Origin of the sequence: Neobacillus drentensis (genome assembly GCF_036965425.1) — a bacterium.
GTDB classification, from domain to species: Bacteria; Bacillota; Bacilli; order Bacillales; family Cytobacillaceae; genus Neobacillus; species Neobacillus drentensis_F.
On sequence record NZ_JBALPP010000007.1, the window covers coordinates 69,644 to 90,870 of the forward strand.

The 21,227-nt window shown below is 39.6% G+C and carries 18 protein-coding genes and 1 tRNA gene; 12 read left to right on the top strand and 7 right to left on the bottom strand.

Annotation, left to right across the window (positions count from 1 at the left end; all coding sequences use genetic code 11):
- Window positions 1–58 precede the first annotated feature (58 nt).
- Window positions 59–2,488, bottom strand: coding sequence for an EAL domain-containing protein (locus V7161_RS01415; protein ID WP_335441943.1), 2,430 nt, complete (start codon window positions 2,486–2,488; stop codon window positions 59–61).
- 212 nt (window positions 2,489–2,700) lie between these two features.
- Window positions 2,701–2,844: a hypothetical protein gene (locus tag V7161_RS01420; protein ID WP_335441944.1), complete on the bottom strand. Its 144-nt coding sequence runs from the start codon at window positions 2,842–2,844 to the stop codon at window positions 2,701–2,703.
- Between the two features lie 149 nt (window positions 2,845–2,993).
- On the opposite strand from V7161_RS01420, the gene V7161_RS01425 reads away from it, so the two are divergent.
- The 10 genes from V7161_RS01425 to V7161_RS01470 all read left to right on the top strand — a co-directional run bounded on the left by V7161_RS01425 (window position 2,994) and on the right by V7161_RS01470 (window position 14,701).
- Window positions 2,994–6,242, top strand: a complete 3,249-nt coding sequence (locus V7161_RS01425; RefSeq protein ID WP_335441945.1) for a BTAD domain-containing putative transcriptional regulator — start codon at window positions 2,994–2,996, stop codon at window positions 6,240–6,242.
- A gap of 142 nt (window positions 6,243–6,384) precedes the next feature.
- Window positions 6,385–7,578, top strand: coding sequence for a substrate-binding domain-containing protein (locus tag V7161_RS01430; protein ID WP_335441965.1), 1,194 nt, complete (start codon window positions 6,385–6,387; stop codon window positions 7,576–7,578).
- Window positions 7,579–7,669: 91 nt separating this feature from the next.
- Entirely contained in the window at window positions 7,670–8,443 is a 774-nt protein-coding gene (locus V7161_RS01435; protein WP_335441946.1) for an ABC transporter ATP-binding protein, read from the top strand.
- The gene (locus tag V7161_RS01440; RefSeq protein ID WP_335441947.1) at window positions 8,421–9,128 is read left to right on the top strand and encodes an ABC transporter ATP-binding protein; all 708 of its coding nucleotides are present in this window, start codon (window positions 8,421–8,423) and stop codon (window positions 9,126–9,128) included. Before V7161_RS01435 ends, V7161_RS01440 begins: the two co-directional genes overlap by 23 nt.
- A gap of 18 nt (window positions 9,129–9,146) precedes the next feature.
- The gene (locus V7161_RS01445) at window positions 9,147–10,007 is read left to right on the top strand and encodes a branched-chain amino acid ABC transporter permease (protein WP_335441948.1); all 861 of its coding nucleotides are present in this window, start codon (window positions 9,147–9,149) and stop codon (window positions 10,005–10,007) included.
- 5 nt (window positions 10,008–10,012) lie between these two features.
- Window positions 10,013–11,014: a branched-chain amino acid ABC transporter permease gene (locus V7161_RS01450; RefSeq protein WP_335441949.1), complete on the top strand. Its 1,002-nt coding sequence runs from the start codon at window positions 10,013–10,015 to the stop codon at window positions 11,012–11,014.
- A 12-nt stretch (window positions 11,015–11,026) separates the two neighbouring features.
- Window positions 11,027–11,206 carry a hypothetical protein gene (locus tag V7161_RS01455; RefSeq protein ID WP_335441950.1) on the top strand — a complete coding sequence of 60 codons (180 nt, stop codon included), beginning with the start codon at window positions 11,027–11,029 and terminating at the stop codon, window positions 11,204–11,206.
- A 61-nt stretch (window positions 11,207–11,267) separates the two neighbouring features.
- The gene (locus tag V7161_RS01460; RefSeq protein ID WP_420491548.1) at window positions 11,268–12,242 is read left to right on the top strand and encodes a 3-oxoacyl-ACP synthase; all 975 of its coding nucleotides are present in this window, start codon (window positions 11,268–11,270) and stop codon (window positions 12,240–12,242) included.
- A complete protein-coding gene (phaZ, locus tag V7161_RS01465) occupies window positions 12,235–13,140 on the top strand; it encodes an intracellular short-chain-length polyhydroxyalkanoate depolymerase (protein ID WP_335441952.1) in 906 nt (301 codons plus the stop codon). Before V7161_RS01460 ends, phaZ begins: the two co-directional genes overlap by 8 nt.
- A gap of 70 nt (window positions 13,141–13,210) precedes the next feature.
- Complete coding sequence (locus V7161_RS01470; protein ID WP_335441953.1) at window positions 13,211–14,701, top strand: acyl-CoA synthetase; 1,491 nt, start codon at window positions 13,211–13,213, stop codon at window positions 14,699–14,701.
- A 50-nt stretch (window positions 14,702–14,751) separates the two neighbouring features.
- Here V7161_RS01470 and V7161_RS01475 read toward each other — a convergent pair whose 3' ends face one another.
- Window positions 14,752–15,327 (bottom strand): RBBP9/YdeN family alpha/beta hydrolase, encoded by a 576-nt coding sequence (locus V7161_RS01475; RefSeq protein ID WP_335441954.1) that lies wholly within the window; start codon window positions 15,325–15,327, stop codon window positions 14,752–14,754.
- Between the two features lie 185 nt (window positions 15,328–15,512).
- Between V7161_RS01475 and V7161_RS01480 the strand changes: the two genes are divergently transcribed.
- Window positions 15,513–16,853: a DEAD/DEAH box helicase gene (locus tag V7161_RS01480; protein ID WP_335441955.1), complete on the top strand. Its 1,341-nt coding sequence runs from the start codon at window positions 15,513–15,515 to the stop codon at window positions 16,851–16,853.
- A 42-nt stretch (window positions 16,854–16,895) separates the two neighbouring features.
- Here the strand turns inward: V7161_RS01480 and V7161_RS01485 are convergent, their stop codons facing one another.
- The 4 genes from V7161_RS01485 to V7161_RS01500 all read right to left on the bottom strand — a co-directional run bounded on the left by V7161_RS01485 (window position 16,896) and on the right by V7161_RS01500 (window position 19,913).
- Complete coding sequence (locus tag V7161_RS01485) at window positions 16,896–18,434, bottom strand: solute symporter family protein (RefSeq protein WP_335441956.1); 1,539 nt, start codon at window positions 18,432–18,434, stop codon at window positions 16,896–16,898.
- Window positions 18,434–18,760 (bottom strand): DUF485 domain-containing protein, encoded by a 327-nt coding sequence (locus V7161_RS01490; RefSeq protein WP_335441957.1) that lies wholly within the window; start codon window positions 18,758–18,760, stop codon window positions 18,434–18,436. Before V7161_RS01490 ends, V7161_RS01485 begins: the two co-directional genes overlap by 1 nt.
- A 300-nt stretch (window positions 18,761–19,060) precedes the next feature.
- A tRNA-Ala gene (locus tag V7161_RS01495) sits at window positions 19,061–19,133 on the bottom strand.
- An 84-nt stretch (window positions 19,134–19,217) separates the two neighbouring features.
- Complete coding sequence (locus V7161_RS01500; RefSeq protein ID WP_335441958.1) at window positions 19,218–19,913, bottom strand: MgtC/SapB family protein; 696 nt, start codon at window positions 19,911–19,913, stop codon at window positions 19,218–19,220.
- Between the two features lie 123 nt (window positions 19,914–20,036).
- On the opposite strand from V7161_RS01500, the gene V7161_RS01505 reads away from it, so the two are divergent.
- Window positions 20,037–20,942 (top strand): DMT family transporter, encoded by a 906-nt coding sequence (locus V7161_RS01505; protein ID WP_335441959.1) that lies wholly within the window; start codon window positions 20,037–20,039, stop codon window positions 20,940–20,942.
- Window positions 20,943–21,227: the final 285 nt, after the last annotated feature.

Here is a 21,227-nt window from a genome sequence, read left to right on the forward strand (position 1 = left end):
GGAGCGCAAATCAACAGACTTATGGCAGTCGAAAAACTTTAAGATAGCCCTTTATTTTTCATTCATTTTCTTTAATAATTTTGAAGCGCAGCCCTTTTTCTTTACTATTAAGAAATTGATCAAATTCCTCTTTTCTCAACGGTTTACTAAATAAATAGCCTTGCATTTGCACACAATCCTTCGATAGTAAAAATTCCTTTTGATACTCTTGTTCAACCCCTTCTGCGATGACATTTAAATGAAGACTGCGGGCAAGGTTGATGACCGCTTCAGCTATTTCTGAATTCCCCCAATCCTCCTTGATATCCTGTATGAAGGATTTATCAATTTTCAAAGTATTGATCGGTAAATTCCTCAAGTAATTTAATGAAGAATACCCTGTTCCAAAATCATCGATCGAAATAGATATTCCAGTATCCTGAAGGGAGTGGAGCGATTCAACAATGTCCGAAGAATTATTGAGGAGAATACTTTCCGTAATCTCAATCTCAAAATTTTCCGGGCCTAATTTCGTTTCATTCAATATTTCTTTCACTTGCTTAACCATGTTGGATGGTTCCTGAAACTGTCGGCCCGAAAAATTTACCGATATCGATAAAGGGATGGAACGATTTTTGTTCCAATGACTCATTTGCCCGCAGGCCATTTTCATCACTAATTCCCATAAGGGCTGGATTAGCCCGGTTTCTTCGGCAATCGGGATAAATAATTCGGGAGACACGAATCCTAATTCTTCATCCGTCCAACGGAGTAGTGCCTCTGCACCAAAAAGCGTATCAGATTCAGCATTTATCTTTGGTTGATAATAAACTTCAATTTTTTCATTTTCAATCGCTTTTCTTAAGCGGGCTTCAAGACGCGGCCTTCCAATATTGGAGTTCATTAATTGCTCAGAGTAAACCGTTAAGCGGTTGCCTCCCATTTTTTTAGCGGAATACATAGCCAAGTCTGCATAAATAACAAGGGTGTCAAAGTTTTCGGTTTGTTCCGGGTATAAACTAATTCCGCAGCTGGCACCCAGGTAGATCTCATTGCCATCTATAGAATATGGTTTTTTTAAACTCGAAATAACTCCTTCGGCTGCTGCTTTTGTTTCTTGCAAATCATAATTAACTAATAAAATTATAAATTCGTCGCCGCCTTGACGAGTAATGATGTTCCTGCCTTCATCAGGCAAGCATTGCTTAATTCGTTCAGCGACAATTTTCAGTAATTCATCACCTTTATTATGACCAAATGAATCATTTACTTGTTTGAACCGATCCATATCGATAAACAAAACAGATAAAGTTCTCCTTTTATCATTTGGGTCAATAATATGTTTAATTTTTTCTTGAAAATATCTCCGGTTGAGCAAGCCAGTTAATGGGTCATGATAGGCCTGAAATTCGATAAGTTCCTTACTTCGTTTTAAGTCATCTACATAGCTGCGCAAATGGTTTGATAAAGCATTGACATTTTCTGTGAGAAGGCCTAATTCATCTTTCCGATTTAAGTGCAGGTGCTTGCCAAAATTTCCTTGTGCAATTTCATTCACCTGCTCAACAATATAGCCAATTGGCTGTGTGATTGAACGTGAAAAAATAAAACTAATAATTAATACGATGATCATAATGGCAATGGAAAGAAGAATATGTACTTGTAGCTCGTGGGCGAGTTCCTTTTGAATGAGCCCATAATCATACACGAGCTCGATGACAAATGGATCTCCATTAAATGCAGGTGAAAACGTTTTCATGATGTTTTTGCCATTAATATGAGCCTTGTAGGATTGAACATCATTTGTTTTGATTGCTTTTTTGATATAATCCGAATCTGTTTTGATATTCGGATACTTGTAGTGCCCATACCAATAGGGTTCGGCGGAAATACGGGTATAGCTCTGTCCGTTTGAATGAACAACTTCTTTCTTTTTTCCAAAATGTTTTGGATTAAGAACTATTAGCTCTAATATCCCCTGTTCTCTTGTGAAATCTTTAATAATACTTTGGGGGCCAAATCGGTTCTCGTATTCTAATACTTCATTGTCGCGAAAAAATGGATTAATTATATAATTCGTCGTCCCATCATAATAATAGCCCCATTTATCAATATGCTCTGGATTGGAATCAGCAATTTCAATCGGACCTGACCAATAATGCGGTAAGGTAATTCCTTTCTCAACCTTTACAGGGGCTAACGAAAGAAGCTGTTGGAATGCGTCATACCAGTAGCCCCATTGCTTAGTGGACATATTGATTTCTTCAGGGTCCGAAGAACGGACCCCGATAATATCATAGGGTGTTTTAGCTAACAAAGTAATATGGGATACACCAACATCCTTAGCCAATTTCGAAAGCTGGTCATTTGTAATATCTTGATATCTAGGCGGCAGTTTAGCTTTTATAGCCAATGAGGCCATACGTAGGTCTCTTCCGAGAATGTCTTCTACATATAAAGAACCTCTTTTTGTATTTTTTACCTGAAAGGAAACTTCCTTTGTAATCATCGAAATTTCCCGCTCGTTATATTTAAGCAGTTGATTTTTGGAGCGGAAAAAGTGGAATACATTATTTGTTAACAATATTAAAAAAACTAAAAGACAAAAAATAAGTGGAAGTTTCTTCTTGATAGACAATGACGCAACACTCCCATTAAGTATTTGCTCATCCTTATAACAGGGGTGAGCAAATACTTTTTTGATATCCGGTTAAAAGGAGACTAGCCTTTTAACCCGTGCAGCCATTCTTGATAGCATTCATCACAAAGCGCTTCATCTCGTTCCGTATTCTCCGAAAAAAACGAAACATGATGGAGCTTTTTTTCCTCAATTTCCTCTGTGCAATAAAAACATTTTTCAGACATAACAATCCTCTCCTTAAAAAATTATGATAGCTTAGTTTTTTCAGGGAGAAAGAGATTTATTACATAAAAAAAATCACCGCCTAAATGAGGGATATTGTGGTAAAATAGTGTAAAAATTAAGAAAATTATAGAAGGGAGGCCATATAAAATTGAAGCTTCCAATCATACATACAAAACTGCGCATTCCAGTCGTCAAAGATGACTATATTAGAAGGGCAAAGCTGACCCAGAAAATGAAAAAGATTCCCGAATATCCATTAACGATTATTCATTCTGGAGCCGGATTTGGTAAAAGTACGGCTCTCGCCTTATTTATGAGAGACGAAAAAATCTCTGGCTGCTGGTATTCTATTTCATCAATGGATGATGATATCCTTCCATTTCTTTCGCATATTATCCACTCTATTCAACAAGAAATCCCCCATTTTGGAAAAGAATTAATAACCTATATGGAAACAATGGAACGATATATTCGCCATGAAGAATTGGGCTTACTCTGTTCTTTATTTGTTAATGAAATTCTTGAGGCAGGAACAGAAATAACCTTAATATTGGATGATTTTCATCAAATAGAACAATCCTATACGATCAGCAGCTGGATGGAAAAATTACTGGAGCATCTTCCAGAAAATTTACATATTGTTATTTCGAGCCGCAGCCGGCCAGCTTGGAAACAGCTCAGTAAAATGAAGATTTGTGGGCAATTATTAGAAATTTCTCGTGAAGATTTGGTCCTTACTATTGAGGAAATGGAATTATTGCTAACAGATTTGTATGGTTTAGAACTAGAGGATAGCCATTTACAAACGATCTATGAAATGACCGAAGGATGGATCATTGCCCTTTGTATGATTGCACAACAAATCCCTCTAAAGGAGGATATCTCTGATCTATTTAATCACTCCTCAGATTCACTCCACGATTTTTTTCAGTATTTAGTGATGGAAGTATTCTCGAAACAGCCCCCAATGATACAGCAATTCCTGGAACAGACTTCTATTTTTGAAGAAATTGAAAAAGATTTATGTGATGAAGTCATTGGGATTCAAGCCGCCTCGTCCTTGTTGGAACAGCTGAAGGAGAGAAATTTATTCATTCAGAAGGTTGGATTAAGCCATTATCGATATCACGCATTATTTAAAGATTTTTTAGAGGATATTTTTCAAAAAAATAATCCCGTCCATTTTACGAATCTCCATGAAAGATGTGCCCGATTTTTTGAAAAAAGAGAATTATGGGAAAAGGCCCTTTATCATTATCAAAAAATCAATCAGTTTAATGCAATCGCCTCCATCTTACAAGAAAATGGGTTTAGCATGCTTGAAAGCGGCAAATTAGAGAGTTTATCAGATCAGCTAACGCTGATTCCTGAGACCGAAATGGAAACGTACTATCTGCTGTGGTTTCTAAAAGCCGAGGTATGCCGTTATCGTTCCCATTATCAAGAGGCAGAAGATTGTTATCAGAAGGCTTATGAGGGTGCAAACAAGAGACGGGATTATCTGGGAATGAGTAAAGCGCTGGAGGGAAAAGCCCAAATTTACTTGGACACGATCCAGCCGCAGCAGGCGGAAAGATTTTTATATGAAGCAATTTCCTTCCGAGAGAAAAGTAATAGTCCATTAGAAGAAAGCGGCAAACTGTATGAATTATTATCAGAAAATCTGTTGAACTCTGGGAAAGCTCGGGAAGCGGAGAAATGGCTGCAAAAAGCAAAGGATTCAAATATCTTTGACTTTGACGGGAATTTGGAAGGACGGCATTATTTAAGGACCGGCCGCTTTGAGTCGGCAAAGAAATTCCTATACTTGAAGAAGGATGAGCTGAAGGGTACAAAGCTTTCATCTTTGCCGCAAGCCCACCGTGAAACCGATTTGTTGCTCTCTCTAGTTGAGGCATTTACAGGAGAAGGAAATAAAGCAAAAGAGCTGGCACAAGCGGGAATACAGCAGGGAATTAGTTTAAAAGCTCCGTTTGTGGAGGCTTGCGGCTGGATTCGGATGGGCCATGCTGTTCAAATATTAAATAAATATGATTCACAATTAGCCGAAACCTGTTATCAAACGGCACTGGAAATTATGGGAAAGCTCCAGGTTCATAGAGGAAAAGCAGAACCATTAATGGGCCTTTGTATTCTTTATGGAGTAAGAGGTGAATTTGAACGCGCGTTGGAGGCTGGGAAAAAAGCGCTTCAAGAGACAGATAAAGTTCAGGATGTTTGGCTTTCCGCTTTAATCACTCTTTGTATGGGAATTACTTGCATCTATAATGAACGATTTTCGAAGGCCCGATTCTTTTTTGAAAAAACTGATTCCTTGTTCCTTCAATGTGAAGATATTTATGGCCAAATGCTCAGCAAATTTTGGTTATCCTATGTATTTTATTTAGAGAAGAAATATGATTTCTTTCAAGAAACCATAATCGTTTTTCTTCGCCTTGTGCAATATCATGATTATGAATTCTTTTTTCATCGGGTTTCATTGTTTGGTCCAAGAGATTTACAAGTGTTTGTGCCCCTATTAATAGAATGTTTGAAGGAAGACATTCAAAACACCTATGCTGCCAAAATTCTTCAAGATATGGGAGTTTCGGCTTTGGACTCCCATCCCGGTTATTCCATCAGGATTCAAACTCTTGGCCAATTTAAATTATGGCTTGGGGAAAAAGAAGTAGGGGAAAAGGATTGGCAACGAGAAAAAGCAAAGGAATTATTTCAGTTATTTATAACGAATAATGACTCCATCGCAAAAGAGGAAATTCTCGCGACTCTCTGGCCTAATCAAGATAAAAAAAGTGCAGACCGTGATTTTAAGGTTGCACTGAATAGCCTTCATAGTGTCCTGGAACCATTAAGGAAAGCGCGGGCTGCCCCCTTTTTTATCATCCGTGAAGGGGCATTTTATCGACTAAATCCACTTGCAGTAATCGAATTAGATACTGTTCCCTTCCTAGACTGGATACAAAAAGGGCTGAATGACTCGGATCAGGAAAAAGCCACAAATTGTTTAGAAAAGGGTTTATCCTTTTATCAAGGAGACTATTTGCCAGACCGCCGGTATGAAGATTGGTGTATAAGTAAAAGAGAAAGCATGCTCGTCTATTTTTTACGAGGGGCCGAGAAAATGGCGCAGCTAATGGTCAGGTGTGAACATTATGATGCTGCTATTTACTGGTGTGAAAAAATATTAGAGCGGGATCGAACATGGGAAGAAGCGTATCGGCTTCTCATGTATTGCTACTACCGGAAAAACAATCGTCCCCAGGCGATGAAATGGTTCCGGAAATGTATGGAGGTTTTAGAGGAGGAGTTGGGTGTTACGCCGCTTGAGCCAACCAAACACATGTATGAAATGATTATTGAAGCAGATAAACACAACAATCCCATCAAACAGCCTTAAATGTAGGGCTGTTTTTTATTTGTAACTAATATGTAACTATCTTTTCTTACTATTCATTCAGGAGGTAATACAAGAAAAAACATTTATAGGGGGAAAAGACGTGAAGGCTAAGCGCGGAAAATGGGCATTATTAGGGGTACTTATGTTTATGATAATTTTTGCCACTGCATGCAGCGCAGACAAATCGTCAACAGAATCAAAGGATTCGGGCGGCAAGAAGGAGGAGCAGGCCCCAATTAAAATCGGAGTTCTTGCTTCCAAAACGGGTGCCTTAGAAGCTTATGGAAAGCAAACGTTGAGAGGCTTTGAACTTGGCCTTGATTATGCAACCGACGGAAAAAGGGAAGTGGATGGCCGGAAAATTGAGTTTATCGTCGAAGACACTGAGACAAAGCCGGAGGTTGCCGTCCAAAAAGCAACCAAGCTTTTAGAAGAAGATAAAGTAGATTTTCTAGTTGGATCATCCAGCTCAGCTGATACATTGGCTGTCCTGCCGCTTGCGGAAGAATATCAAAAAGTTATGGTAGTAGAGCCAGCAGCAGCTGATAGTATTACAGGTTCAGAGTTTAATAAGTATATTTTCCACTCTGCCCGTAATTCTTCTCAGGATGCAGTAGCGGGAGCGGCGGCAATCGCTAAAAAGGGCGTGAAAATTGCGACACTGGCTCCTGATTATGCTTTTGGCCGTGATGGGGTCGCTGCCTTTAAGGAAGCGGCTAAAAAGCTGGGGGCCGAGATTGTAAAGGAAGAATACGCCGATCCTGCTGCCACAGATTTTACTTCAAATATTCAAAAAATCATTAATGCAAAACCTGATTATTTATTTGTCGTTTGGGCAGGCGCTAATTCACCTTGGAAGCAAATTGCCGATATGAAGGTTCAGGAAAAAGGAATTAAGATTTCAACAGGGGCACCAGATATTGCGGCATTATCGACAATGGAGCCGCTAATCGGAATGGAAGGCTTCACCGTTTATTATCATGACCTTCCGAAAAATAAAATCAATGACTGGCTAGTGTCGGAACATAAGAAGAGATTTAATGGCGAGGTTCCGGATTTGTTTACACCAGGCGGAATGAGTGCAGCCATTTCTATTGTTGAAGCGGTAAAGAAAACAAAAGGTGACACAGATGCTGATAAGCTTATTGAAACCATGGAAGGCATGAGTTTTGAAACGCCAAAAGGAAAAATGACTTACCGTAAGGAAGATCATCAGGCCTTACAAACGCTGTATGCGATTAAGCTGGAAAAGAAGGATGACGTTTCATACCCTGTACCAGTATTAGTAAGAGAACTAACCCCAGAAGAGACAGCACCTCCAATTCGTAATAAATAAAGGCAGCATGCAATAGGAAACATTACGGAGGGCTGGTCCAGACTTACTTGGTCACCCTCTTCCTTATTTCTATCACAAGGTGGTGATTCTAGTGGCAACATTGATTGAAACCAATGATGTATCCATTTCCTTTGGCGGACATACTGCTGTGGATTCTGTCAGCATTTCTGTGCCTGAAAAACATTTTAAGTCGATTATTGGGCCTAATGGGGCCGGGAAAACAACTTTCTTCAACCTATTAAGCGGACAATTAACCCCCACAAAAGGAAAAATCTATTTCCGCGGCAAGGATATCACGAAGCTCTCATCTACAAAGCGAACGCGGGAAGGCATTGGACGCTCCTTTCAAATCACGAACGTTTTTCCTAATTTAACCGTGATAGAAAATGTCCGGTTAGCCGTCCAATCACAAGCTGGAGTCCGTTATCAAATGATGTTTCATTATAAAAAATATCGTGCCTTTGAAGAAAAAGCATTAGAGTGGCTCCGGCTGGTGCTGTTAGAAGAAAAGAAAGATTCATTAGCTGCCAATCTTGCCCATGGCGAAAAACGCAAGCTTGAGATTGCCATGCTGCTCGCGTTAGAAACAGAGGTTCTCTTATTGGATGAGCCGACAGCGGGAATGTCTTTAGAGGAAGTGCCTGCAATTTTAGAGGTCATAAAAAGAATAAAGAACGAAGGAAACCGGACGATTATTCTTATCGAGCACAAAATGGATATGATTTTAGATTTATCGGATTCAGTCATGGTGTTATTTAACGGAAGACTATTAGCGGATGGCACTCCCGAAGAAATTATGAAAAACGAAACAGTTCAATCTGCTTATTTAGGAGGGCATTTTGATGAGCCAACTGTTAAGGCTTAACGGAGTCGAAACCTTTATTGGACAATATCACATTCTTCAAGGTGTTTCTTTAGAGGTGAAAAAAGGAGAAGTTACCGTTCTTCTTGGAAGAAATGGGGCAGGAAAAACAACGACTTTACGGACAATTATGGGATTGAATCCTGCTTCCAAAGGCAGTGTTCTTTTTAAGGGAGAGGAGATTCAATCACTTCCAACCTACACTATCGCTCAAAAGGGTATCGGCTATGTTCCGGAAGATCAAGGGATATTTGCCGGATTAACGGTAGAAGAAAACATAAGGGTGGCCATTCAAAAGGATAATGAGGAAACGGCTGAGCGAATGAATTGGATCTTAGATTTGTTTCCTGATTTGAAAAAGTTTTGGAAAAAACCCGGCGGTCTTTTAAGTGGAGGGCAAAAACAAATGCTCTCTATTGCCAGAGCTTATGTGAATGACAACGAGCTATTATTAATTGATGAGCCGAGCAAGGGATTGGCTCCTATTATGGTGGAAAAAGTAGTGGAATCTATTTTACAAATGAAAAATCAAACGACAATCGTTTTAGTCGAACAAAACTTCATGATGGCGAGCACGATTGGTGATTGCTTTTACATTATTGATGACGGACAAACCGTCAGCCAGGGAACAATGAAGCAATTAAAAGAAGATGAAAACATGAAACGGAAGTACCTGGGGATTGCTTAAGAAAGGAGGAAAGAGTTTGTGAATTTGTTCATGAATTTAACATTAAACGGACTGGCAACCGGCATGCTGATCTTTTTACTCGCTGCCGGTCTTACTCTTATTTTCGGCTTGATGGATGTCCTAAATTTTGCGCATGGCGGGTTATTTGCCTGGGGAGCCTACAGCGGCCTCTGGATATATTCACAAACAGGCAGCTTTTTAATTGGCATCCTTGGAGCGATTGTAACAGGATTCCTGCTAGGCATTATTACAGAAAAATGGATTATTAAGCCGTTTTACGGAAATCATGTCCAGCAGATATTAATCACTCTTGGTCTGATGCTTGTTTTGTCCGAAATGTTGAAGGTTATTTGGGGACCTAATCAACTGACTGCCTCACCACCCGACTATTTAAGAGGCAGCTGGGAGCTTGGCGGCGTCATTATTATTAAGTACCGAGTTTTTATTATTTTAGTAGGTTTGCTGATTTTTGCCGGTGTTCAATACTTATTGAAAAAAACAAAAATTGGTCTGGTCGTCAGAGCGGGGGTTATGAATAAAGAAATGGTTCAGGCTCTTGGGATCAACATTCAAAAAGTATTTATGTTTGTTTTTATGATTGGGGCTGGTATGGCTGCCCTTGGCGGCGTTCTGCTGGGTCCTTATTCAGGAGTCATTCATGCTGGGATGGGAATGGAATTTGCCATTTTAGCTTTCATTGTGGTGGTCATTGGCGGGATGGGCAATTTTAAGGGTTCTGTACTGGCCGCAATCCTAGTCGGGATCTCCGGTTCCTTTATGGCTTATTATGTCCCAGATTTATCACTGGCTGTGAATATGCTTTTAATGGCTGTTGTGTTAATCATTCGGCCGCAGGGGCTATTTGGGGCGAAAGGGTGAAGTGTATGAGGATTATTCAGGGTAATAGAATGACGGCGGTATTTTTAGTCATCGCCGCTTTTCTGCTCCTTTTGCCATTTGTATATGAATCTAGAAATCTCTTGATTTTGTTAACGCAAATTTTTGTTTTTTCCGTTTTTGCCATGAGTTATGACCTTTTACTAGGTTTTACAGGGATTGTCTCTTTTGGGCATGCGATGTTCTTTGGAATTGGTGCCTATTCGATGGGGTTATTTATGAAACGGCTGGAACCGACGGTGTTAAATTTTCTTTGGGCTGTGCTTACAACCATTGCTCTGACTGCCGTTGTAAGCTTTATTGTCGGCTTGTTGACATTGCGGTTAAAGAGTCATTTTTACGCGATGTTAACTTTATCCTTATCAGGGTTATTCCTAGTTTTAGCGGAAAAATGGCGCTCCTTAACGTTTGGTAATGACGGCTTTACCTTCCGGGTACCGGAGTTGTTTATTGATCGAACCAATTTTTATATTCTTTGTTTGGTTGTTATGGTTGCTGTCTACTTAATTTTGAAACGGTTTACTAATTCTCCGTTAGGGCGGGTACTTCAGGCTATTAGGGAAAATGAACAAAGAACGGAATCCTTAGGGTACCAGGTTTTGCATTATAGAATTGCCGCGAGTGTTGTTTCAGGAATTTTAGCTGGGATAGCAGGTATTTTATATGCCATATCTCTTCGATTTGTTAATACAAGTGTGTTTTCGATGGATATCACCTTAGATGCCTTATTGATGACGATTATAGGCGGTGTCGGAACCTTAATAGGTGCCATTATCGGCGCCGGATTAATTGAATTTGCTCATGATTGGTTAACGGAGCTTGCCAAAACGCATGTGATTTTTGAGCGTTGGATCATTTTCTTTGGCATTTTGTATATCCTGGTTGTCATGTTTTTTCCGAAAGGGATTGTCGGTACACTAAGTTCCATAACATGGAGACGAAAAAGGGAGCATCCTGTAAAAAAAGCCACTCAAAAAGCAGCGGGATAGAAGGAGGAATCAATGGACACGAAACATATTGCTTCCTTTGTCGTTCGTTTTCAATTGGCAGCCATCGAGAAGGAGAACGGCAAAAAAAAGTGGAGAATAAAGGTCACACATGTTCAAGAGGAACGAGAGACATTATTTGAATCGATTGAAGATGCGATGACGTTTATGAAAAGCATGGCGGAAGATTCATAGGGCGGTGATCAAGTTGCAGATTGGTATTCTTAGTACTGGTATTTATTTGCCAGAGGAAACGATGACAGGAAAGGAAATAGCAGAGTCAGCAGGTATCCCTTTGCATATTGTCGAAGAAAAAATGGGAATCAGGAAAAAACATGTTCCAGGCCCTGAAGATCATACTTGTGAAATGGGGATTATCGCAGCAAGGAAGGCAATTGTTAAAGCGAGAATCGATCCAATGGAGATTGACCTCGTTATATATATAGGCGAGGAGCATAAGGAGTATCCGCTTTGGACGGCGGGGATTAAATTGCAGCAGGTGGTCGGTGCCCTTAACGCTTGGGCCTTCGATGTGGCCTTAAGGTGTTCAACGACTGTTATGGCGTTAAAGGTAGCAAAAAATATGATGGCTGCGGATCCTGACATTCGAACTGTTCTCCTTGCAGGGGGTTACCGGAATGTTGATTTTATAGATTACGAGAATCCTAGAACGAGATTTATGAATAATCTTGGAGCTGGCGGAGGAGCAATTCTTTTAAAAAAGGGACACAATGAAAATGTATTGCTGGAGACTCAGATGATTACGGACGGTTCATTTTCAGAGGATGTAGTGGTAGTTGCTGGCGGAACGAAAAATCCAATAACGGCTGAGGCGCTCGCCTGCCGTTTAAACAAACTGGATGTCCTTAATCCGGAAGGAATGAAGCAGCGTTTAGCGGAAAAATCGATGAGTAATTTTTTAGAGGTCATACGTGAATCGGTTAAAAAAAGCGGATTTCTAGTAGAGGATATTTCTTATATAGCCATGCTTCACATGAAAAGGTCTGCCCATGAATATGTTTTAAGAGAATTAGGTTTGTCCAAAGAGCAGTCCATTTATCTGGAAGAATACGGCCATATCGGGCAAATTGACCAGATCTTATCTCTGGAACTTGCCTTAAGGGAAGGTAAAGTGAAGGACGGCGATATCGTCGTGTTTGTCAGTGCCGGAATCGGTTACGCGTGGGGTGCAACGACTATTAAATGGGGGAAGGGTGAATCGAATGGTTAATGTGACTATGAAGGAAGTATTATTACCAAATGGGGAAACATTGTCATATCGGGAGAGAGCTGGCGGTGATGTGAAGGTTTTATTAATTCACGGGAATATGACCTCTTCTAGGCATTGGGATCTTGTAATTGATAATATCGATGAAAAGTATAAGGTTTATGCTGTGGATTTAAGAGGTTTTGGAAACTCAAGCTATCATAATCGGATTATGTCCATCAAAGATTTCGCTGATGATGTGAAGCTTTTTGTCGATGAATTAGGTTTAAAGGATTTTGCACTGATGGGCTGGTCTACTGGTGGCGGGGTTGCAATGCAGTTTGCTGCCGATTACCCAGGGATTAGTAACAAATTAATTTTATTAGAATCCGTATCAACTCGAGGGTATCCATATGACGGCAAAACTAGTGAAGCGGAAGAAGTGCGCCGATTAAAGACATTCGATGAGGTGAAGAACGATATCTTAAGGACCATTCCCATTCAGGCAGCTTATGACACCAATGATGCGGCCCTTTTAAAGTTGATTTGGAATTCGGTTATCTACACACATAATCAACCCGACGAAAAACATTATGACGAGTATGTCCAAGATATGAGGACCCAGCGAAATTTTGCTGAAGTGTATCATGCCCTAAACACATTCAATATTAGCCGCTATTCTAATGGTCTTGTGGAAGGCAACGGGAAAGTTGATAAAATTGATATTCCAGTCCTTGTTTTACGCGGAGACCGGGATTTAGTCATCCCAAAGGAAATGAATGATGAAATCTTAGAAGACCTTGGTGGAAAGGCTACGTTTGTTGAATTGAAAAATTGCGGCCATTCCCCGTTGATAGATGACTTGCCACAATTGCTGAAGGCAATCACACAATTTTTAGATAGTGCCGTTCATTCAAAATAATGTCTGTAACTCATCTGTAACTGGTAATCGGTAATATTGTTCCATCTAGTAGTGAAGGAGCGATTATTCGGTGAGGTGGGAACTGGATTGGCTGGAAAATAGGGCGAGATTATCGCCCAATAAGCCTGCAATAATAGATGAAAAGACAGACAAGGCATGCTCTTTTAAAGAATTGAATAATCGTGCGAAATTTACGGCTGACTGGCTACTGGCGCGTGGCATTAAAAAGGGCGATCGGATTGCTCTAATATCGCCCAATCATATTAGCTATTTTGATTTATTATTTGCCTGCGGGAAAATTGGTGCCATTTTTGTGCCAATAAACTGGCGGTTATCCTTGCAAGAAATAAAGGAAATATTAGAAGATTGTACACCCAAATTAATAGGGTATCATAGGCAATTCCAGGGGATTTACAAGCAATTAATGTCCTTTAGCATAGATTCATTTTTTATTGGTGAACTAGCATGTGAGGGAATTTCAACTGAAAATTCTTTAAAAAATGATATTGTTGAAACTGACCCTCTTGCGATGATTTATACCGGAGGGACTACAGGTAAACCAAAAGGTGTTGTTTTAAGTCATCAATCCATCCTCTGGAATGCCATCAACACCATTTTAAGCTGGGGTATATCAGATAACGAGGTTACGATAAACTATTTACCAATGTTCCATACCGGGGGCTTAAATGCACTAAGTATTCCGATTCTTATGGCCGGAGGGACCGTGGTAATAGGTGAGCAATTTACTGCACAAAAAGCAGTGGAATCATTAAATCGATATCGTTGCACGATTGTTCTCTTAGTGCCAACCATGTACCATTCTCTAATTCAATCACAGGAATTTCAGAACAGCAGCTTCCCTTCGATGAAAATCTTTCTTTCGGGTGCAGCGCCATGTCCATTACAAATTTACGAGGCATTCAAGAGAAAGGGATATGCTTTTAAGGAAGGTTACGGGCTCACAGAAGCAGGACCTAATAATTTTTATATAACACCTGAAGATGCCCTGATAAAACGTGGGTCAGTTGGCAAACCAATGCTTTTTAATTCTATTAGACTTGTAAAACTGGATGGCGGGCAGGCTGGGCAAAATGAAGTGGGAGAACTTTTATTAAAAGGGAAACATTCTTTTTCGCATTATTGGAATAATACTCAAGCCACCCAGGAAGCTATAAAGGATGGGTGGGTTTACACGGGTGATTTAGCCACCAAGGACGAACAGGGCTTCTATTACATCGTTGGAAGAAAAAAAGATATGATCATCACCGGCGGGGAGAATGTATACCCTCTCGAAATCGAGCATTGGCTTTCAGAGCATCCTGCAATTGACGAAGTTGCCGTGACTGGTTTGCCCGATGAAAAATGGGGAGAGATTGTAGCTGCTTTTATTGTTTTGAAGCACTTAAAATCGGCAGCGGACGAAGAATTAAAATCCTATTGTGAGGCGAAATTAGGGCGTTATAAAATTCCGAAGCGGTTCATTTTTTTGCAGGAACTCCCAAAAACCCATGTTGGAAAAATCGATAAAAAGAAATTAAGAGAAATGAGCATCAAATGGTAAAAGGAGAACGGAAAATGGTTCTCCTTTTTGCTTGTTCATCACTCCTAATTTTAAACATTTAACACAATTTTTTCAGTCGTAAGACATTGCTCTAACATCCATGGCCATTTCCCATGCCCCGAATGTGTATTGATGTGACCTGCATTAGGTATCGTAATCGAAGGAAGTGCCAGGTTTAAATAATTTTTTGCATCCTCCATGCTGCAATATGGATCATTGGAGGAATGGATAAATAAGGTTTCTTCTGAAGCTGTCGATAAAAGTGTTTTATTAAGAGGAACTGGGTAAAAGGATGCAGCTTCTGGAAGTACGATGGCTGGTGAAGGTGGTGCCACAAGGATAACCTGGTCGGCAATCCGCTTGTTTTGATTTGCTGTGTAATGGAGCCATAGTATGCATCCCAGGCTGTGGGTAATAACGGTAAGCCTATGATCTTTTGGAATCGTTTTTAATGCGGTATCTAATTCATCCAGCCACACCTGTAAATTGGGTGAATCAAAGTTTGAAAAGGTTGGATAGCAAACGTGAAAGTTTCTTTGCGTTAATTCATGCGCCAGCAAGCTCTGCCAATGATCAGGTCCGCTCCCTCCTAAACCGTGAAGGATTAAAAAGCTATGTTTAGTCATACAAACACCCCTTTTTCGATTGAAAGTTTATTATTCCGATGGATTAAATTGGTTTTAATGAATTATACCTTCTTTATAATGGAATGACAATCAGTTTCTCCATAAAAGATTAAAAGATATTTGCAATTGCTCTTATAAACAATCAATATTAATAGATATGTTCTTATAGAAAGCAGGGGTATGAATTGTCCGATTTTTTATCAATTGGTGTATCACCAGCATTAGCTAGTAAATTACATTCCTACGGAGTGGCCATTCCGACACCGGTCCAAAAGCAAGCCATTCCCATTATTATGAATGGTAAGGATATTATTGCTCAAGCACAAACAGGTACCGGAAAGACGTTTGCTTTTATTCTGCCAATATTAGAAAAAATAAAAAGCGGTACAGTAAATGTTCAAGCCTTAATCGTCACTCCTACCCGGGAATTGGCCTTGCAAATAACAGATGAAATAGAAAAACTAATCGCAGGTATTGAGGGTCTTGATGTGTTGGCCATATATGGTGGGCAGGACGTTGAGAAGCAATTGAAAAAATTGAAGAAGGGTATGCAGATTGTGGTGGGAACACCTGGAAGACTGTTGGATCATATCCGAAGAGGAACCGTCGATTTATCCCAAACTTCTTTTCTGGTATTAGATGAAGCCGATCAAATGCTGCATATTGGATTTTTGAATGAAGTAGAGGACATCATTAGGGAAACTCCTGCGAGCCGACAGACAATGCTATTCTCAGCGACAATTCCCTCTGAAGTAAGAAAACTTGCCCATAAGCATATGCGGGCACCTGAGTATATCCAGGTGGAAAAAACACAAGGACCGGCTGATAATGTTAAGCAAATAGCTATCCATACCATTGATCGAGCCAAGCAGGCAACAGTTATTCAATTAATTGAAGCGCATCGGCCGTTTTTAGCGGTTATTTTTTGCCGGACAAAACGAAGAGTAAGTAAACTTTATGAAGTGTTAAAGAGCCATGGTTTTTCCTGTGATGAATTGCACGGTGATTTGTCTCAAGCAAAACGGGAGCAGGTAATGAAGCGGTTTCGGGATGCTGAGGTCCAACTGTTAATTGCAACAGATGTAGCTGCAAGAGGACTTGATGTCGAAGGTGTAACCCATGTGGTTAATTATGATATTCCTCAGGACAGTGAAAGCTATATTCACCGTATAGGAAGGACAGGCCGAGCAGGAATGAAGGGATTAGCGATTACGTTATACTCATCAGCCGACCGCCCTACTTTGGATTTGATTGAAAAAGAACTGAATATCACCATTCAAAAACAAAACCTAGGGAATTCGAGTAAGGAAAAGAGCGCGAAGCCCAATCGTTCCGCTGTTCAAAAAGGGAAGGATACCAAGGGGAATGAAAAAAAGAATAAAACTCCAGATTCACGCAAGGCGAAAATGAATTCGAATTCCAAGCGTCAGGGCTCAAAAGGAAAATCAAATAGCTCCACTATATCTGCCAGTTTCGGAAAAAAGAGCAACAATATAGGAAGAACAAAAAAGCAAACGAAAAGATAATAAACAAACGGGACTGAAATTACTTCAGTCCCGTTTGCCTATTTAACTGCCGATTCCAATACCAGTGTTTGATTTTACGAGTACTTCTTCATATTTTTTCACATCAGCCTTTTGGCTGGAGAAGATGGTTCCAAGATAACCCGCTAAAAATCCAAGTGGAATCGAGACAATCCCAGGTGTTGTATATGGGAATAATGGTTTGCCTACAAAAATGGCTTTTCCGACCTCCGGACTGAAAACATTTGGACTTATAAGAACAAGACCGATAGCGGAAATAAGCCCAACCACCATCGCCCATACAGCACCAGTCGTATTAAATCGTTTCCAATAGATGGTGTAAATAATGACTGGCAGGTTGGCACTTGCCGCAACAGCAAAGGCTAGGGAAACAAGGAAGGCTACATTAAGAGTTTGAGCACCTAAAGCGAGAATAATTGATACGACTGAAACTCCGATTGCGGCCCAGCGAGCCATGCTAACCTGCTGCTTTTCAGTTGCTTTTCCTTTACGGAGAATTTCATTATAGAAATCATGGGCAAATGCCGATGCGGCTGTTAAAACAAGACCTGCTACTACGGCCAGAATAGTAGCAAATGCCACGGCTGAGATAAAGGCAAACAGCATATTGCCGCCAATGGCTTTTGCTAATAGGGGTGCCGCCATATTTCCGGCCGGATTGGCTGCTACAATTTCACTATTGCCGACAAACGCCGCAGCACCAAAGCCAAGGAAAATGGTCATGACGTAAAAGATGCCAATGATCCATGTAGCATAAACAACAGAAGAGCGGGCCGTTTTAGCATCCTTTACCGTAAAGAAACGAACGAGAATATGAGGGAGACCTGCTGTCCCGAGGACCAGTCCCATGTTTAATGAAATCGTATCAAGGCCGATTTTATATTTAACACCGGGATTCAAGAAAGATTCCTTCAGCGGTGTAGCTGTTTTCATTTGCGCAAACATATCGGTGATACTCCAGTTAAACTTGGCCAAAACAATAAGAGAAATAATGAAGGTGCCTCCCATAAGAAGAATCGCTTTTATGATTTGTACCCAGCTCGTGGCATGCATTCCGCCAAAAATGACGTAGACAGTCATTAACACTCCCACAATTAAAACAGATGTTGTATATTCCAATCCTAATAATAATTTAATGAGTGCACCTGCCCCAACAAGCTGAGCGATCATATAAAAAATAGAAATAGCCATCGTGTTCATCGCTGCAAAACCGCGTATTTTCTTAGCATTAAATCGGGCGGCAATCATATCGGCAAACGTATATTTACCGAGGTTTCGAAGCGGTTCTGCTACTAAATATAGAACGACCAGGTAGGCAACAAGAAACCCGATACTATAAAAGAATCCGTCAAAGCCTGTCAATGCAACTGCTCCTGCGATTCCAAGAAACGATGCAGCAGACATATAGTCCCCAGCAATAGCCAGTCCATTTTGCCAGCCTGTCAGACCCCCGCCAGCTGTGTAGAATTCACTCGCATTTTTGGTTCGTTTTGATGCGTAATAGGTTATAACTAACGTGACTAAAACAATCGCAAGGAACATAATAAAAGCAGGAGTATTCATCAGCTATTCCCCCGTTCTTTGACAACTTTATCAGCCAGCTCATCAAATTTTGCCGCTTTTTTTGAATAAAGCATGCAAAGTCCCCAGGTCATCACAAATTGAAGAAAGGCAAAGACCCAAGCCCATGAAATACTGCCGATAAATTTGTGATTTAAGATGGTTGAATAGGAAGTTAAGATTGGTAAAGCAAAGTAAAAACAAAAGAAGAAGATCGTGATAGGAATGATAAATTTTTTCTTTTCCGAGAGTAATGTTTGAAACGAAGAAGATTGTGCAATTGAACTGTAATCGCTTTCGGAGATATCGTTGATTTTTTTAGCCTCCAAAGAAGCTCCCCCTCTCTCATATATACCTTGGTTCAAAACATGAGGACGAAATAATGACAATGCTGAAGGTCACTAGCTGAAGTAAGGATGGAGTAATACAGGGTGAATGAATAGTGGAATACCTGAATGTAATGTTACAATTGCCCTCCTTTTTCGAAATTATCAAACGTTATTACATTTTCAATTATAGTAATCATTTTTTTAAATACGCAAGGGATTTTTTGAAAAATAGGAAAATTTTAGTATAAAAAATATGGATAAAAAAAAGAAAACCCTTGCTACTCAAAGGTTTTCTGAATATGGAGACTATCGGGATCGAACCGACGACCTCTTGCATGCCATGCAAGCGCTCTCCCAGCTGAGCTAAGCCCCCGTATATTTGGTACAAGAAGAATTATATCCGGATTTTAATTTTCATGCAAGAGGAAATTAAAAAAAGGGCAAAAAATTTCTGCCCTTAGCTAATACTTTCAATTTCCACTTTTTTAACACCATCTAAATCAGAAACAGAAGCATAAACATCCGTCGTTTTTTCTCTATAATCAACTGCTACTAATATTTGTACAAGATGATCGCCATTGTCCAGATCCTTAATTCGAAGTCTGCGAATATTATATTTTTTCTCTATTAAAAAAGCTATTGCCTGATCGATTTGATTACGGTCACAAATACATAGCTGCAAACTAACTTCTTTTTCCCGCAATTGCTTTGGTCCAAAGAGCTTCATTAAGAAAGGGATTAATTCTACACTTATAATGAGTAAGGCTACACCAACAGATGCCTCTAAATAAAAGCCTGCCCCAACGGCAATGCCAATTCCTGCAGCCCCCCAGATCATCGCGGCAGTCGTTAATCCAGAGATACTATCATTGCCCCGTCTTAGTATCACACCAGCACCTAAGAATCCAATCCCAGAAACGATTTGGGCAGCAAGCCGAAGGGGGTCCATTGTAATTTTTACATCATTTGAATTCGGAAACATATAGGCGGATTGAATCGAAACGATTGTTAACAGACAACTTACAACGGAAATCACCAGACTCGTTTTAAGTCCGACTGGCTTTCTTTTTAATTCGCGTTCAAGTCCAATTATTAGCCCAAAAACGGCCGAAATACCCAGCTTTATTAATATATCTATATCCGTATTTGACATCTACATTCACGTCCAATTTAAGAATCAATTAGTAGAACTTTTGATAAATTGATAGTAAATAATATAGGATTAATTTAAAATATTTAAATCCTTACTTAGATTCTACACATAAAGGAGTATGTTATGGAAGAACCAAAAATAAATCCCTATGCCGTCTTAGCAATCGGTGTACTATCTGTTTCAGCCTCAGCTATTTTTGTCAAGCTCAGTACAGCACCATCTGGAGTAATTGCGTTTTATCGCTTATTTTTTTCAGTCTTATTCATGCTCCCCATTTTTTTAACGAAGCATGTTTCAGAACTACGTCTTATAACCAAAAAAGACTGGCTTTTTTCGGCCATTGCCGGAATATTACTAGCCTTTCACTTTATCCTATGGTTTGAATCACTAAATTACACTTCGGTTGCAAGTTCCACTGTTCTTGTAACACTACAGCCCTTATTTGCTTTTGTTGGAACCTATTTTTTCTTTAAGGAGAAATTATCTACTAAAGCTATCCTTAGCGGAATCATTGCTGTTGCAGGGAGTATAATTATTAGCTGGGGTGATTTCCAAATCAGCGGAACGGCGCTATATGGAGATGTTATTGCTTTACTTGCCTGTATACCGGTAACAGCCTATTTATTATTTGGTCAAAATGTTAGAAAAAGGGTATCACTTATTACTTATACATTTATCGTCTACTTTATGAGTACCATTACGCTATTCATTTATTGCCTGGCTGCAGGTGAACCATTATTTCCTTATTCTTCAAGTAACTGGACTTATTTTATATTACTCGCTCTATTTCCTAATTTGCTCGGACATACATTGTTTAATTGGTCAATTAAATGGCTCAGCACTTCGACCATTTCAATGGCCATTTTGTTTGAACCAGTTGGAGCGACAATCCTTGCATTTTTCTTACTAAGCGAAAATGTCGTCTGGACACAAATCTTAGGAGGGGTTGTAGTAATTGGAGGAATTTTATTATTCGTGATTGATGAGAGAAAAATGAAATTAAAAGGTGAAATGAAAAGCACAACCTAATGATCCCAGTTATTCACATTCTTTTATTTAGACATAAAGGAATGTGAATAATCCTTTTAAGAAAAGATCTTTGTAAAAAAAATTTTAAGATTATATTGCAATCAATTATTTATCGTGTTATATTAATTCTCGTCCTCTTCGAGAGAGTCAAATGCAACGACAAATAAAATTTTAAAAAGTTGTTGACATCTAGAATTGAGATATGATAAATTAAGGAAGTCGCTTTTGAGGAATTGAGCAAAAGGGATTGAGAGTAACAAGATTGTTCTTTGAAAACTAAACAAA

What these genes read in the sequence shown, in the direction of transcription:
- V7161_RS01415 (WP_335441943.1), bottom strand. Translation starts at nt 2,488, where the DNA reads ATGATTACAAAGGAAGTTTCCTTTCAGGTAAAAAATACAAAAAGAGGT.
- V7161_RS01420 (WP_335441944.1), bottom strand. Translation starts at nt 2,844, where the DNA reads ATGTCTGAAAAATGTTTTTATTGCACAGAGGAAATTGAGGAAAAAAAG.
- V7161_RS01430 (WP_335441965.1), top strand. Translation starts at nt 6,385, where the DNA reads ATGTTTATGATAATTTTTGCCACTGCATGCAGCGCAGACAAATCGTCA.
- V7161_RS01440 (WP_335441947.1), top strand. Translation starts at nt 8,421, where the DNA reads ATGAGCCAACTGTTAAGGCTTAACGGAGTCGAAACCTTTATTGGACAA.
- V7161_RS01450 (WP_335441949.1), top strand. Translation starts at nt 10,013, where the DNA reads ATGAGGATTATTCAGGGTAATAGAATGACGGCGGTATTTTTAGTCATC.
- V7161_RS01455 (WP_335441950.1), top strand. Translation starts at nt 11,027, where the DNA reads ATGGACACGAAACATATTGCTTCCTTTGTCGTTCGTTTTCAATTGGCA.
- V7161_RS01460 (WP_420491548.1), top strand. Translation starts at nt 11,268, where the DNA reads ATGACAGGAAAGGAAATAGCAGAGTCAGCAGGTATCCCTTTGCATATT.
- phaZ (WP_335441952.1), top strand. Translation starts at nt 12,235, where the DNA reads ATGGTTAATGTGACTATGAAGGAAGTATTATTACCAAATGGGGAAACA.
- V7161_RS01475 (WP_335441954.1), bottom strand. Translation starts at nt 15,327, where the DNA reads ATGACTAAACATAGCTTTTTAATCCTTCACGGTTTAGGAGGGAGCGGA.
- V7161_RS01485 (WP_335441956.1), bottom strand. Translation starts at nt 18,434, where the DNA reads ATGAATACTCCTGCTTTTATTATGTTCCTTGCGATTGTTTTAGTCACG.
- V7161_RS01500 (WP_335441958.1), bottom strand. Translation starts at nt 19,913, where the DNA reads ATGTCAAATACGGATATAGATATATTAATAAAGCTGGGTATTTCGGCC.
- V7161_RS01505 (WP_335441959.1), top strand. Translation starts at nt 20,037, where the DNA reads ATGGAAGAACCAAAAATAAATCCCTATGCCGTCTTAGCAATCGGTGTA.